Here is a 13299-nt window from a genome sequence, read left to right on the forward strand (position 1 = left end):
GCAGCCCGCGTGAACGGTCCCCTCATCGTCCAGTCCGACAAGACCCTGCTCCTGGAAGTCGACCACGAGCGGGCCGACGACTGCCGTCGGGCCATCGCGCCGTTCGCCGAGCTGGAGCGGGCCCCCGAGCACATCCACACCTACCGGGTCACCCCGCTCGGGCTGTGGAACGCGCGTGCCGCCGGGCACGACGCCGAGCAGGTCGTGGACGCGCTGGTGCAGTACAGCCGGTACCCGGTGCCGCACGCGCTGCTCGTGGACATCGCCGAGACGATGGACCGCTACGGGCGGCTGACGCTCTCCAAGCACCCCGCGCACGGACTCGTGCTGACCAGCACCGACCGGCCGGTGCTGGAGGAGGTGCTGAAGTCCAAGCGGATCGCCCCGCTGGTCGGCGCGCGCATCGACCCGGACACGGTCGTCGTGCACCCCTCCGAGCGCGGGCAGATCAAGCAGACGCTGCTGAAGCTGGGCTGGCCCGCCGAGGACCTCGCCGGGTACGTCGACGGCGAGGCGCACCCGATCGAGCTGCTGGAGGACGGCTGGGCGCTCAGGCCGTACCAGAAGCAGGCCGTGGAGAACTTCTGGCACGGCGGCAGCGGTGTCGTCGTGCTGCCCTGCGGCGCGGGCAAGACGCTCGTCGGGGCCGGGTCGATGGCGCAGGCCAAGTCCACCACCCTGATCCTGGTCACCAACACCGTGTCCGCGCGGCAGTGGAAGCACGAGCTGGTGAAGCGGACGTCGCTGACCGAGGACGAGATCGGCGAGTACAGCGGCACGAAGAAGGAGATCCGCCCGGTCACCATCGCCACCTACCAGGTGCTGACCACCAAGCGGAAGGGTGTCTACCCCCACCTGGAACTCTTCGACTCCCGGGACTGGGGTCTGATCGTCTACGACGAGGTGCATCTGCTGCCCGCTCCTGTCTTCAAGTTCACCGCCGATCTGCAGGCACGCCGCCGGCTGGGCCTCACCGCGACGCTGGTGCGGGAGGACGGCCGGGAGTCGGACGTGTTCTCGCTCATCGGGCCGAAGCGGTTCGACGCGCCCTGGAAGGAGATCGAGGCGCAGGGCTACATCGCTCCCGCCGACTGTGTCGAGGTCCGGGTGAACCTCACGGACGCCGAGCGGCTGGCGTACGCCACGGCCGAGACCGAGGAGAAGTACCGCTTCTGTGCGACGACGGACACCAAGCGGAAGGTGACCGAGGCGATCGTGCGCCGGTTCGCCGGGCAGCAGATCCTCGTGATCGGCCAGTACATCGACCAACTCGACGAGCTGGGCGTGCACTTGAACGCCCCGGTGATCAAGGGCGAGACGTCCAACGCCCAGCGCGAGAAGCTCTTCGACGCCTTCCGTGAGGGCGAGATCAGCGTGCTCGTGGTGTCGAAGGTCGCCAACTTCTCCATCGACCTGCCCGAGGCGACGGTCGCCATCCAGGTGTCCGGCACCTTCGGCTCCCGCCAGGAGGAGGCCCAGCGCCTCGGCCGGGTCCTGCGCCCCAAGGCCGACGGCCACCAGGCGCACTTCTACTCGGTCGTCGCCCGCGACACCCTCGACCAGGACTTCGCCGCCCACCGGCAGCGCTTCCTGGCCGAACAGGGCTACGCCTACCGGATCATGGACGCCGACGAGATCCTGGCGGAGGACAGCACGGGCTGAGCCGCCCGCGGACGGCACCGCTGAGCCGCCGGGGGACGGCACGGGCCGTGCCGCCGGGGGCCTGTGCCGCCGTCACTGGCGGCGTATGCCCGCTTCCTCGCCGTACTCGCCCAGGATGATCACGCCGAAGGCGGCCTCCGCGAACACCTTGAGGGCACGCAGGGCGTTGCCGAGCCAGTGGTGGTGGGGGCCGTCCACGGCCGTGGCCCCGGCCGGCGGCCGGTCAGGGCCTGGAGAGATGGTTGCTGCGCTCATGTCTCCATGGTGGATCGCCGGACATATCAGCCGCATCGGTCTCCGGGTCCAATTCCGGACGGCTCCGCGTAGATCTCCGGGTGGAGCCCGGCCCCTACGTCCGGGGCCGCGCGTCCCCTAAGGGGCGGCCCGGCGGCCGGAACCGACGCGCGCACCCGGCAGCCCGGACGGAAATTCATTGGCCTCGCCCCCGCACGCTCCCATAAAATCTCCGCTCTTGCCCGCTTCTCCTCCGCGGAGTGCCGTCGCCCGGTCGGAAACCGGACGGCATCGTCGTAGCCACCCAGCAGGTCCACCGGAGGCATCCCCGTGCTCACGTCCACGCCCGACGACGACCCCCTCGCCCGAGAGCGCTCCCACCTCGCCGCCTCCCGCGCCGCGCTGCGCGCCATGCGCGAGGACGTGGAGGCGCTGGACATCCGGGACGTCACCGCGAACTGGGTCAACGCCGAAGTGCTGTCCCGGCAGATCGACGAGCGGATCAAGGCGCTGGCCGACCTCAGCGACACCCCGCTGTTCTTCGGCCGGCTGGACTATCTGCACGCGCCCGGCTCCGACAAGGCCGAGGGCGCCGAGGGCGAACGCTTCTACATCGGGCGGCGGCACGTCCACGACGCCGGCGGCGACCCCATGGTCATCGACTGGCGTGCGCCGGTCTCGCAGCCGTTCTACCGGGCGTCCAAGAAGGACCCGATGGACGTCGCGCTGCGCCGACGCTTCGGCTACACCGGCGGCGAGCTGACCGCGTACGAGGACGAGCACCTCTCCGACCCGGCCGAGGCGGCCACCGCCAGCAAGCTGCTCCAGCAGGAGATCGAGCGGCCGCGCGTCGGCCCCATGCGGGACATCGTCGCCACCATCCAGCCCGAGCAGGACGAGATCGTCCGCGCCGGCCTGTCCGGCACGGTCTGCGTCCAGGGCGGCCCCGGCACCGGAAAGACCGCCGTCGGCCTGCACCGGGTCGCGTATCTGCTGTACGCCCACCGGGAGCGGCTGGCCCGCACCGGCACCCTCGTCATCGGGCCGAACAAGTCCTTCCTGCACTACATCGAGCAAGTCCTGCCCGCGCTGGGCGAGCTGACGGTGCGGCAGGCCACCGTGGACGACCTGGTCGCCCATGTCGAGGTGCGCGGCACCGACGACGCGGCGGCGGCCGTGATCAAGGGCGACGCCCGGATGGCCGAGGTGCTGCGCCGGGCCCTGTACTCCCACGTGACGATGCCGACGGAGCCGGTCGTGGTGGTGCGCGGCTCGCGGCGCTGGCGGGTTCCGGCGTACGAACTGGAGGAGATCGTCCGCCAGTTGCTGCAGCGGGACATCCGTTACGGCGCCGCCCGCGAGGCCCTGCCCCAGCGGATCGCGCACGCGGTGCTGGTCCAGATGGAGCGCTCCGGGGAGGCGCCGGACGACCGGGTGCAGGACGCGGTGGCCCGCAACAGCGCGGTGAAGGCGGCGGTGAAGGCGGTCTGGCCGCAGGTGGACCCGGCGAAACTCGTCCTGCGGCTGCTGACGGACGCGGACTTCCTCGCCGAGCACGCCGCCGGGATCCTGGACGAGGACGAGCAGAAGACGATCCTGTGGGCCAAGCCGGTGCGCAGCGTGAAGTCGGCCCGGTGGTCGCCGGCGGACGCGGTGCTGGTCGACGAGGCGGCCGACCTGATCCAGCGCACGCACTCGCTGGGCCATGTCGTCCTGGACGAGGCGCAGGACCTGTCCCCCATGCAGTACCGGGCCGTCGGCCGCCGCTGCACCACGGGCAGCGCGACCGTCCTCGGCGACCTGGCGCAGGGCACGACCCCGTGGGCGACCCGCAGCTGGGAGGAGGCGCTGGCCCACCTCGGCAAGCCCGAGGGGGTCGTCGAGGAGCTGACGGCCGGTTTCCGTGTCCCGACGGACGTCATCGCCTACGCCTCCCGCCTGCTGCCGTACATCGCCCCGGGCCTCACCCCGGTCGCCTCCGTCCGTGAGAACCCCGGCTTCTTCGAGATCCGTCACGTCGGCGGCACGTCCGAAGTGATCGCCGCCTGCAAGGAGTTGCTGCGCAACGAGGGCTCGACCGGCCTGATCGCCGCCGACGCCCGCGTCCCCGCGCTGGCCGAGGCGCTGACGGCCGCGGGGATCACCTGCCTCGCCCCCGGCGAGGAGACCACCCGCGAGACCCGGCTCACCCTGGTCCCGGCCTCTCTGGCCAAGGGCCTGGAGTACGACTACGTGGTGCTGGACGAGCCCCAGGCGGTGGTGGACGGCGAACCGGACGAGCGGACGGGGCTGCGGCGGCTGTACGTGGCGCTCACGCGAGCGGTGTCGGGTCTGATCGTGATCCATTCGGCGCCGGTACCGGCCCAGTTGGCCTGACGGCACACGGCTAGGGTCGTGCCGTTCCGGCATGTCCCCACGGAAAGGCCTCCGTTGAGCACTCCACCGCCTCCGCACCCGGCGTATCAGCAGACACCGGGTCCCTACCCGCAGGCCCCGGCGGGCTACCCGCAGGGGCTGGGGGCCCACCCACAGGCGCCGGGCGGCTACCCGCAGGGGCCGGGGGGCTACCCGCAGGCTCCAGGGCCGTACGCGCAGCAGCCGGGTCCGTACCAGCAGGGACCTGGACCGTACGCGCAGGGACCTGGACCGTACGCACAGGGACCCGGACCGTACGCGCAGGCACCTGGACCGCGCGCACAGGCGTCCGGGGCGTACCAGCAGCCGGTACCCGGGCCGCACCAGCAGGCTCCGGCGCCGTACCCACCCCAGGCGGTGGCCGCCGATCACGGCCAGGCCGGTCCGTACCAGCAGGCGCCCGGTGCCTACCCGTCCGGCGCCGCCCCCGCGCCCGGTGGACCCGGGTGCGACGTGTGCGGAGCCGCGCCCGCCACACGGGTGACGGTCCGCGGCCACCAGGGCATGCTGATCGTGATGCGGAACCTGTGGCGGAAGGGCACCTTCTGCCGGACCTGCGCGCTCGCCGTCTTCCGGAAGATGCAGTCGGACACGATGGCGCAGGGCTGGTGGGGTCCGATGTCGATGATCATCACGCCCATCACGCTGCTGATCAACCTCTTCACCCTGTCCAGGATCCGCAAGCTCCCCGCGCCGACGGCCGCCTTCGGCCCCGGCCTGGACCCGGGCCGCCCGGTCCTGCGGCGCCCGGCCGGAATGATCGGCATGGTCCCGCTCACCGGCTTCTGCCTGGTGTTCCTCTTCGTCCTCCTCGCGCTCGCGATCGCGTGACGACGGCGGACGGTTCGTCCTCGTCGCGCTCGTGGCCGCGTGACGACGCTGGGCGGGGCGCGTCCTACTCCCCGTCCAGCACCCTGCGCCACTCGGCCACGGCCTGCTCGGAGACCGCCCCGTCCCACCCCGCGGAGCGCGCCGCGCCGCCGATGTGGAAGGCGTCGATCCCGGCGGCCCGGAGCTGCGGGACGTGCTCCAGGCGGAGGCCGCCGCCGACCAGGAGTTCCTGGCCGTACCCCGGCTCACCGCGCCGCCCCGCCTCCGCGACCAGCGTCGGCAGCCCCTCGTCCACCCCGGCGGGGGACCCGGCGGTGAGGTAGGTGTCGAGGCCGGGGAGGCCGGCGAGCTGCTTGCGCAGGGCGTCGCGGTCGGCGGCGCGGTCGATCGCCCGGTGGAACGTCCACGCGCAGCCGTCCAGCACACCGGCCAGCCGTTCCACCGCGGCGAGGTCCACCCCGCCGTCCCCGTCGAGGAAGCCGAGCACGAACTGGTCGGCGCCGGCCTCCCGCAGCTCCCCGGCCACGCCCACGAGCCGTGAGACGTCACCGGCCGCGAACCCGTCGGCGAGGCGGAGCATCACGCGCAGGTCGATGTCGACGGCGGCCCGGATCCCGGCGAAGACGGACGCCGACGGGGTGAGCCCGTCGGCCGCCATGTCGGTGACGAGTTCCAGGCGGTCCGCGCCTCCGGCCTGGGCGGCGACCGCGTCCTCGACGTCGAGGGCGATCACCTCCAGGACTGCACGCTTGCTCATGGCACCCCATTCATCTTCATCGGCGTTCATCGGCTCCGCGGTGGGTACGGCCGACGGCTCTACAGGTCTAGTCCAATTCCAAGACTACGCCTGTGCCCGATGGGGTTCCCTCGTCACCCGAAGGTTCGCCGTCACCCGAAGATGTTGAGGTCCCCCTCCCGGGCGCCGGCCAGCTCGTACCCGTCCCCGTTCAGCGGCCGCCCCGCGTACAGCCGTACCAGCGTGGCCGCGTCGCCGATGTACCGAGCGGGCGGTGCCGCCGCCACCGGCGCGCCGAACCGCAGCGGCTCGTCCACGTCGTCCAGGTCGGCGTGCAACGGCAGGTGATCCCTCTCCCGGGTGATCCGGACGAGCAGCGTCAGGGCGTCCGGCAGCCCGGCCCCCGCGTACGCTCCCGGCGCGCCGAGGACGTCGCGCACGTCACCGGCGTGCACCCACTCCCCCAGCGCGATCATGTCGAGCGCCCCGCCCGCCTCGGCGATCACCGGCCCGGCCTCGGTCATCCCGCGCTCCAGCTCGTCCACGACCTGCGCGTTCGACCACTCGGCCCGTTCGGCGATGTCCCGGTCGTTGGACTCGGGCGAGAACACGCCCCGCTCGAACCGGCCCTCCACCACCCTGATCAACGCGGCCGAACAGTGCGCCAGCACATCCCGCACCGACCACCCCGGACACGCGGTGGTCGGCAGCGCGAAGTCCGCGTCGGAGCGCGAGCGCAGCAGCGGTATCAGGGCGTTCCGCTCGAGGCTGAGCAGCCGCCCGGGCAGTTCGGGGTCCCGTACTTCCTGTACGTCAGTCATGGAAGCCACGCTAGGGGCGCCAACGGCGTGCGTCACGGAAGAATGGCCACATGGCCGACCTCGACGCCCTGCGCCTCCGTTTCACCCGCGCGCTGGAAGCAGCCCGCGCCCCCGGCGGCGGTCCCGACCCCACGCCGTACGCCGACAACCTGCTCACCCGCTGGCAGGAGCCGCAGCGCCGGTACCACACCGTCGGGCATCTGACGGCGGTCCTGGACCACATCGACGTCCTGGAGAAGTACGCCGCCGACCCGGACGTCGTACGCCTGGCCGCCTGGTTCCACGACGCCGTCTATCTTCCCGAGCGCTCCGAGAACGAGGAACGCTCGGCACGGCTGGCGGAGCGCGCCCTGCCGGAAGCAGGCGTCCCGGAGGCGAAGACCGCGGAGGTCGCCCGCCTGGTCCGCCTCACCGTCACCCACGACCCGGCCGATGACGACCGTGACGGCCAGGTCCTGTGCGACGCCGACCTCGCCATCCTGGCCGCGCCCCCGTCGGCGTACGCCGTCTACACCGCCGAGGTCCGCGAGGAATACCACTTCGTCCCGACCGACGCCTTCCGCGAGGGCCGCGCGGCAATCCTCCGCCAACTCCTCGCCCTCCCCCGCCTGTTCCACACCCCGTACGGCCAGGAGCACTGGGAGACGACGGCGCGCTACAACCTCAACTCGGAGCTGGAAATACTGTCGGCCTGATACGGCGGGGCGGTCACCGCTCCTTTCGATGAAGTCCCGAAACCCCCGCCGGGCACCTCCACCTGGCCACCGCCTTCCCCGCCCACGTCAGCCGAGCGCAATGCTCCACACCTCGCCATGCCCGGGCCATTCACTGCGCTCGGTACCATCGTCGACCACGAAGACCGACACTTTGGCTTCAGGATTCCGGTACTCCAGGAAGCCTCTCTGCTGCACGCACTGCAGCGCAACGTCTGGCGCGGCGGACAAGAAGCACTCTTCCAATTCACGCCAGGCAGTGTACGGCTGGAAAGCGACACCTGAATCCCGATGGAACTCCCGTAGCAGGTCAGGATTGCCCGGCAATCGATGCAGCTGGAGAGTGACACCCGTCAAAACCCACTCGCTCTTTTTCGTCAGAGACAACTCGATCAGCCCGTAGTCCCGGCGTGCGTCCAATCCGCCTCTGCCGAGCTCTTCGACGTACTCGCCGCGAAAAGCCCGATCTATCTCCGATGCCGAAGCTCCGAGACCAACGCCCAACACTCGGCCTTGAGCCAGCAGGGAGGCGCAAAGCCGCAGACCAACGTTATCTGTCACCAACAAATCCCGCTTTCAAGCGCGTCATTTCAAAACACGTGCGGCGTGACGTAAGCAGTCAGGGCATCGTCCGACATACCGCCTTCCGACAGGGAAACATATCCCAGGATCTCATGCTCACATTCGCCAGGAGCGGCCTGCAATACCAAGCACGCGTAAGCGATCGACCGCCGAAGAAGTCGGGACAGCCTTTCGGCTCCTGAATCGGGTAGGTCGTAATCCATCATGCCGCGCCCGTTTACCGCCGCTTCCAAGTGCGCCATCGCTGCCCGCGGTCCAGCCTTCTTCCGCGATCGCACGATACGCGGCAGGAACGTCGTCCAGACGGACTGGAGGCAGTTCGGCGCCCACAAGACCAAGCATCCTGTCGTTCAGTCTCATCACTCATCCCCTCCCGGCGTCCTGATCCCCAAAGCCTCGGTCACTGCCGCTCTGAGTTCCGTGTCGGACAGATCACCGGGTTCCGCGAGCTCCGGGGCGACCGAGTAGTCCTCCAGTATCGTGAAGACGCGGTTGAAGAGATCTTCGAGGGGCCCGCGGAGCCGTTCGCCGTTCGCCTGGGAGGCGCGTCGCTCTTTCCACCAGCCGCAGGCGAAATCGGGCGCGCTGCAGGCACCTTGAGTGAACGCGTCGAGCAGTTCGAGTCGGCGTGCCGCCGCGCTGTGGGGATCGATCTCGGCCGGATGGGACCACGCCCGGTGTGCCGGCGGGTGGGCGGCGGCCACAGCCGCCAGAGAAGGGCACCGGTCCGCGAGAGCACGCGCGTGTCGGGCAAAGCGCGCCCGCGCCGTGTCGACGCCTTCACCAACGGCCGCCGACATGAAGGAAACAACACCGGCGACAAGGGCGTAACCCGGTTCCGGGAAGAGAACGGCTCCCTGTTGGTCGGGCGCCCACAGGAGGGATGGAGGGCGGACTTCGGCACGGTATGCATCGAAGGGGAGCTGAATCGATCGCACGATGGGCTCACCGGCGCCTGAAAGGTGTGCGCAGGCCAAGCGCGTGGCCTGGACGGCCCGGCAGCCTGCCGTCATGCGATGCCCCAGGGCGGGGTCCAACTGTGAACCCACAGGCAGGGGAGCCACCGCCTTGTCTCGCAGCCAGGGGGCAGCGAAGGCAACACCGTCGCCCAGCAGGACAGCGATGGGCGCCCGTTCACTCACGAATCGTTCACCTCAGCAGTCCTTTTCCGTTTCAGTGCGCGCCCTGTCTATGCCGTCAAGGGTGCGAGGAGCACCACTTCATACCGAACGACGCCTTTGACGAGGAAGATTCAGGCATCCTGCGCCAATTGCTCAGCCCCTGGCCTGTTCCACACGCCCTACTGCCGCTGGGCTGACCGATTGAGCAGAAAATTCCTTACTTCGTCAATACTCGTCTGCCACTCGGAAATCACGTGCCCGTCTTCGTCGATCGTCGATCTTTGCTCCACTGATCGCCAAGGATCGTCGGGATTGAATTGCTCCGTCAGCTGATCCATGAAAATAATCGAGTTCTGAATATAGACAACATCCCCACACCTATATAGAGGCCAACAGAAAACGAAGTTACTACTCGCTGGATCCGTCATCGACGAGATGAGGCACGAAGTAGCATCGTTTGAGGTTTCAAGAAGCTGCAACGCCCTTACCCAACTAGCCTCATACTGTTCCACGCTCCAATAGGTAAGGTCCATCAGGAAATCATCTTGGAAGTCTCGCACCGTAATTCGACCTACGGCGCTGCCACCCATCGCAACTTCGCTCGGCGACGGAACAGAGACCACTCGAATAGAGAACGCATCATTTCTTGATGTAGTTGAGGTCCGAGTCGTAGGTGCCAATCCTCTGCCCTTTCTTGTTGAACATCTTCCAGCCATCGGACACGTTGTGCCCGTCCACGTCCGGCGTGATGTAGTTCTTCCCGTTGGAGAAGACTTCTTGACCATGTGAATTAAATGGCGCCTTCTGAGGTGAAATCCTTCTGGTGTATCCGAGTTCGGCAGCCCTGTCCGCTGGACTCACAGCGTACAGTTCGTTGCAAGCTTCAATCCGTCGCTCAACAACCTCGGGATGATAGGGATCGCCATGCAGTGCAGGAGATGAGGTATAACCCTCCGGTGCGACTGCGGCTCTGCCTCCTCCATCGCCCCCGTCGGTTCCGTCGGCTCAGCGCTGTCCACAGCGCCTTCCCCCCTTGCCGAAGATTCCTTGCCGCAGTCGATCACTTTCGTTCAGTGAACGACCTTAAATGCTCACACGCCCGGATCAACGCGGGCAACGAACCTCAAGCCAACAACTGGCCAAGCCTTGGTCAACTGGCCGCCCCGGCTGGCGAGTCGGCGCCCGTAATGGTGTCGACCCGACGCGCCCCCGCCCCCTAGGGTTCGCCCCATGCGACCAATAAACGGGGACGATGTGACCGAGGCCGTGGCCGGTGCCACGGCGGTGCTGCGTGCGGCGGTGGACCGGGACTGGAAGGCCGTACCGGCCGGGGCGTTGGAGTGGGACTGCCACACCACCGCGGTGCACGTCGCCGACGACCTCATCGCCTACGCCGCCAACCTGGCCGGGCGCGCGCAGGACGCCTACGTGCCCTTCGAGCTGACCCTCGACGAGGGCACCGACAACTCCGGCCTGCTGCACGTCATCGAGACCACCGGCGCGCTGCTCGCCGCCGCCGTCCGCACCGCGCCGCCCGGCGTCCGCGGCTTCCACCCCTACCCCTTCCGCAGCGCCGACGCCGAGGGCTTCGCGGCGATGGGCATCGCCGAGGTGCTGCTGCACACGCATGACATGGCCCTGGGCCTGGGCCTGACCTATGAGCCGCCGGCCGGTCTCGTCGAGTCCCTCCTGGCCTGCCTCTTCCCGCACGTCCAGCCCGGCCCGGCCCCCTGGCCGACCCTGCTGTGGGCCACCGGGCGCGGCGAGTTGCCCGGCCGTGCGCCGGTCACCGAGTGGCGCTGGAACAACAACCTCGTCATCCCGGCCGAGCGCGTCACGCTGACCGGGGTCCGCCCGGCCGCCGCGCGGGACCTGCGCCTCGGCGGCGACGGCGGCTTCGGCTGGCTCGACGGCGGCCCGTACGAGGGCACCCGGGATGCCTCCGGGATGCTGGTGAAGGCGTACGAAGCGGGCGTGCACCGGCCCGAGTTCGGGGTCTTCGTGCTCGTCCGGCACGAGGACTGCCGGGCGATCGGCGGCATCGGTTTCCACGGCGTCCCGGACGAGGACGGCCGGGTGGAGATCGGGTACGACCTGGTCGAGGGCGCCCGCGGCCAGGGGTACGCCACCGAGGCCCTGCGCGCGCTCGCGGACTGGGCGCTGGCCCGCGACGACGTCAGTTCCGTGTTCGCCACCGTCGACCGGGACAACACCGCCTCCCAGGCGGTGGTCGGCCGGGCCGGGTTCACACAGGTCAGCGGCGAGGGCGAGGAGTTCGCCTACGAACTACGCCGCTGAGCGAGCCCCCTTGACGCCGGTTCCAGAACGCGCCGCTGAGCCGGCCACTTGGCATCGGCTCCTGAACCGCGCCACTGCCCGCAGCCCTTGCGCGCGCCTGCCAGTCTCGCCGCCCCCAACGGCCCTTCTCCCGCGCCTGCAAACCTTCCCGCCGCCCGTAACCCTCGCGCACGCCTACGCACCTCGCCGCTGAGTCGCCCCCTTGCGTCTCCGCAGTCCGGACGCCCACAGCAGCCGTACCACCTCGCGGCTGCTGACCTCCACCGCACCGGCCGCCACCGCGTCGGCGTACCGGTGGGACGGGAGGTCGTAGTGGTCGCGTTCGAAGGCGCGTCTCGGCACGCCCAGGGTCTCGGCGAAGGTGTGCAGTTCGTCGTAGGACGTGTCGCTGACCAGGTGGGACCACATGCGGCCGTGGCCGGGCCAGGCGGGCGGGTCGATGTAGAGGGTCACGGGCGTCTCATCGCGTCACGAGGAGGCCGGGCCGCCCGTGGCGGAGCCCAGCGAGCCGACGGCCGCGACCTTCACGCCCGCCTTGTGGCACACCCAGTGCGGGTCGGGGCCCAGTTCGGGCTCCACGTCCAGCGCGTGCGGGTCGCCGGAGACGCACACCGGGCACAGCGGCCAGCGGCCGTACCGCTCCAGCAGCGCGTCCTGGACGTCCTGGGCGACCAGCCCGGCGACATAGGCCATGCCGTCCGGCCACTGCTCGAGCCACCAGCGGCGCTGGGCCACGGAGTCCTCCACCAGGGAGACCACGTCCGCCTCCGCCACCTCGCGCGCGACCAGGTCCGCGAGCACCAGTGCGCGGGCCGCGTGCAACGCCTGTTCCAGAGGACTCAAGGGACTGATGGGCTCCATACAACCCATTGTGCGCACTCTTGACCGGGACGCCGAACCGAAAATATCTTTCATTCGTGACCCAGGACGTGAAGGAAATTTTCGGCAGTCCGGGCGGCTCCCTCGCCGCGAAGGTGCGCACTCTGGCCCCCTCCATGACCCGGTCCATGCATCGCGTCGCCGAGGCGGTCGCGAACGACCCGGCCGGCTGCGCCGCTCTCACGGTCACCGGCCTCGCCGAGCTCACCGGCACCAGCGAGGCCACGGTCGTCCGCACCGCCCGGCTGCTCGGCTACCCCGGCTACCGCGACCTGCGCCTGGCGCTCGCGGGCCTCGCCGCCCAGCAGCAGTCCGGCCGGGCGCCGGCGATCACGACCGACATCGCGGTGGACGACCCCATCGCCGACGTCGTCACCAAACTCGCCTACGAGGAGCAGCAGACCCTCGCCGACACGGCCGCCGGACTGGACACCGTCCAGCTCGGCGCGGCCGTCGGCGCGCTGGCCGCCGCCCGGCGCACCGACGTGTACGGCATAGGGGCCTCCGGGCTCGTCGCCCAGGACCTCACCCAGAAACTGCTCCGCATAGGCCTCATAGCCCACGCCCACAGCGATCCGCACCTCGCCGTGACCAACGCGGTGCAGCTCCGTTCGGGTGATGTGGCGATCGCCATCACCCACTCCGGCTCGACGGGGGACGTCATCGAGCCGCTGCGGGTCGCCTTCGAACACGGGGCCACGACCGTGGCCATCACCGGCCGGCCGGACTCGCCGGTCACCCAGTACGCCGACCACGTACTGACCACGTCCACCTCACGGGAGAGCGAGCTGCGACCGGCCGCGATGTCCTCGCGGACCAGCCAACTGCTCGTGGTGGACTGCCTGTTCGTGGGAGTGGCACAGCGCACGTACGAGTCGGCCGCACCCGCTCTGGCCGCGTCGTACGAGGCCCTGGCCCATCGGCACCGTACTTCTTCGCGATAGACCGTAGGGCCGGCTGCCTGTGGGCGTCTGCGGGTCGTGTACGGCTGGTTCCCCGGGTTCGCG

At 69.9% G+C, this 13299-nt stretch carries 15 protein-coding genes; 6 read left to right on the plus strand and 9 right to left on the minus strand.

Going from position 1 to position 13299, the window contains the following annotated elements; genetic code table 11:
• The first annotated feature begins 9 nt into the window (after positions 1-9).
• The gene (locus AB0950_RS25540; RefSeq protein ID WP_366779486.1) at positions 10-1662 is read left to right on the plus strand and encodes a DNA repair helicase XPB; all 1653 of its coding nucleotides are present in this window, start codon (positions 10-12) and stop codon (positions 1660-1662) included.
• A gap of 72 nt (positions 1663-1734) precedes the next feature.
• Here AB0950_RS25540 and AB0950_RS25545 read toward each other — a convergent pair whose 3' ends face one another.
• Positions 1735-1917: a hypothetical protein gene (locus AB0950_RS25545; RefSeq protein WP_360575407.1), complete on the minus strand. Its 183-nt coding sequence runs from the start codon at positions 1915-1917 to the stop codon at positions 1735-1737.
• 390 nt (positions 1918-2307) lie between these two features.
• On the opposite strand from AB0950_RS25545, the gene AB0950_RS25550 reads away from it, so the two are divergent.
• On the plus strand, positions 2308-4272 hold the full coding sequence (locus AB0950_RS25550) for a UvrD-helicase domain-containing protein (RefSeq protein WP_366779538.1): 1965 nt from the start codon (positions 2308-2310) through the stop codon (positions 4270-4272).
• A 396-nt stretch (positions 4273-4668) separates the two neighbouring features.
• On the plus strand, positions 4669-5142 hold the full coding sequence (locus AB0950_RS25555; protein WP_366779487.1) for a hypothetical protein: 474 nt from the start codon (positions 4669-4671) through the stop codon (positions 5140-5142).
• Between the two features lie 64 nt (positions 5143-5206).
• On the opposite strand, the gene AB0950_RS25560 is transcribed toward AB0950_RS25555, so the two are convergent.
• Both AB0950_RS25560 and AB0950_RS25565 read right to left on the minus strand, forming a co-directional pair.
• Entirely contained in the window at positions 5207-5899 is a 693-nt protein-coding gene (locus AB0950_RS25560; RefSeq protein ID WP_360160217.1) for a copper homeostasis protein CutC, read from the minus strand.
• Positions 5900-6030: 131 nt separating this feature from the next.
• Entirely contained in the window at positions 6031-6699 is a 669-nt protein-coding gene (locus tag AB0950_RS25565; protein WP_360575404.1) for a maleylpyruvate isomerase family mycothiol-dependent enzyme, read from the minus strand.
• Between the two features lie 50 nt (positions 6700-6749).
• Here AB0950_RS25565 and AB0950_RS25570 point away from each other — a divergent pair, with 50 nt between their 5' ends.
• Positions 6750-7394, plus strand: a complete 645-nt coding sequence (locus AB0950_RS25570) for a hypothetical protein (RefSeq protein WP_366779488.1) — start codon at positions 6750-6752, stop codon at positions 7392-7394.
• A gap of 87 nt (positions 7395-7481) precedes the next feature.
• On the opposite strand, the gene AB0950_RS25575 is transcribed toward AB0950_RS25570, so the two are convergent.
• The 4 genes from AB0950_RS25575 to AB0950_RS25590 all read right to left on the minus strand — a co-directional run bounded on the left by AB0950_RS25575 (position 7482) and on the right by AB0950_RS25590 (position 9976).
• Complete coding sequence (locus AB0950_RS25575) at positions 7482-7973, minus strand: hypothetical protein (RefSeq protein WP_366779489.1); 492 nt, start codon at positions 7971-7973, stop codon at positions 7482-7484.
• Between the two features lie 380 nt (positions 7974-8353).
• Complete coding sequence (locus AB0950_RS25580) at positions 8354-8932, minus strand: hypothetical protein (RefSeq protein ID WP_366779490.1); 579 nt, start codon at positions 8930-8932, stop codon at positions 8354-8356.
• A gap of 362 nt (positions 8933-9294) precedes the next feature.
• A complete protein-coding gene (locus AB0950_RS25585) occupies positions 9295-9831 on the minus strand; it encodes a hypothetical protein (RefSeq protein WP_366779491.1) in 537 nt (178 codons plus the stop codon).
• Entirely contained in the window at positions 9755-9976 is a 222-nt protein-coding gene (locus AB0950_RS25590) for a toxin C-terminal domain-containing protein (RefSeq protein WP_366779492.1), read from the minus strand. The genes AB0950_RS25585 and AB0950_RS25590 overlap by 77 nt, the downstream gene beginning before the upstream one ends.
• Positions 9977-10345: 369 nt before the next feature.
• Between AB0950_RS25590 and AB0950_RS25595 the strand changes: the two genes are divergently transcribed.
• A complete protein-coding gene (locus AB0950_RS25595) occupies positions 10346-11413 on the plus strand; it encodes a GNAT family N-acetyltransferase (RefSeq protein WP_366779493.1) in 1068 nt (355 codons plus the stop codon).
• A gap of 174 nt (positions 11414-11587) precedes the next feature.
• Here the strand turns inward: AB0950_RS25595 and AB0950_RS25600 are convergent, their stop codons facing one another.
• Together AB0950_RS25600 and AB0950_RS25605 are read right to left on the minus strand one after the other, a co-directional pair.
• Complete coding sequence (locus AB0950_RS25600) at positions 11588-11866, minus strand: DUF4031 domain-containing protein (protein WP_360159973.1); 279 nt, start codon at positions 11864-11866, stop codon at positions 11588-11590.
• A 15-nt stretch (positions 11867-11881) separates the two neighbouring features.
• A complete protein-coding gene (locus AB0950_RS25605; RefSeq protein WP_360160099.1) occupies positions 11882-12265 on the minus strand; it encodes a hypothetical protein in 384 nt (127 codons plus the stop codon).
• 65 nt (positions 12266-12330) lie between these two features.
• Between AB0950_RS25605 and AB0950_RS25610 the strand changes: the two genes are divergently transcribed.
• A complete protein-coding gene (locus tag AB0950_RS25610) occupies positions 12331-13236 on the plus strand; it encodes a MurR/RpiR family transcriptional regulator (protein WP_360159974.1) in 906 nt (301 codons plus the stop codon).
• The last annotated feature ends 63 nt before the right edge of the window (positions 13237-13299 follow it).

The sequence above is a fragment of the Streptomyces sp. NPDC007189 genome (assembly GCF_040703635.1).
Taxonomy (GTDB): Bacteria; Actinomycetota; Actinomycetes; order Streptomycetales; family Streptomycetaceae; genus Streptomyces.

What these genes read in the sequence shown, in the direction of transcription:
- AB0950_RS25565 (WP_360575404.1), bottom strand. Translation starts at nt 6,699, where the DNA reads ATGACTGACGTACAGGAAGTACGGGACCCCGAACTGCCCGGGCGGCTG.
- AB0950_RS25585 (WP_366779491.1), bottom strand. Translation starts at nt 9,831, where the DNA reads ATGGCTGGAAGATGTTCAACAAGAAAGGGCAGAGGATTGGCACCTACG.
- AB0950_RS25545 (WP_360575407.1), bottom strand. Translation starts at nt 1,917, where the DNA reads ATGAGCGCAGCAACCATCTCTCCAGGCCCTGACCGGCCGCCGGCCGGG.
- AB0950_RS25570 (WP_366779488.1), top strand. Translation starts at nt 6,750, where the DNA reads ATGGCCGACCTCGACGCCCTGCGCCTCCGTTTCACCCGCGCGCTGGAA.
- AB0950_RS25560 (WP_360160217.1), bottom strand. Translation starts at nt 5,899, where the DNA reads ATGAGCAAGCGTGCAGTCCTGGAGGTGATCGCCCTCGACGTCGAGGAC.
- AB0950_RS25550 (WP_366779538.1), top strand. Translation starts at nt 2,308, where the DNA reads ATGCGCGAGGACGTGGAGGCGCTGGACATCCGGGACGTCACCGCGAAC.
- AB0950_RS25595 (WP_366779493.1), top strand. Translation starts at nt 10,346, where the DNA reads ATGCGACCAATAAACGGGGACGATGTGACCGAGGCCGTGGCCGGTGCC.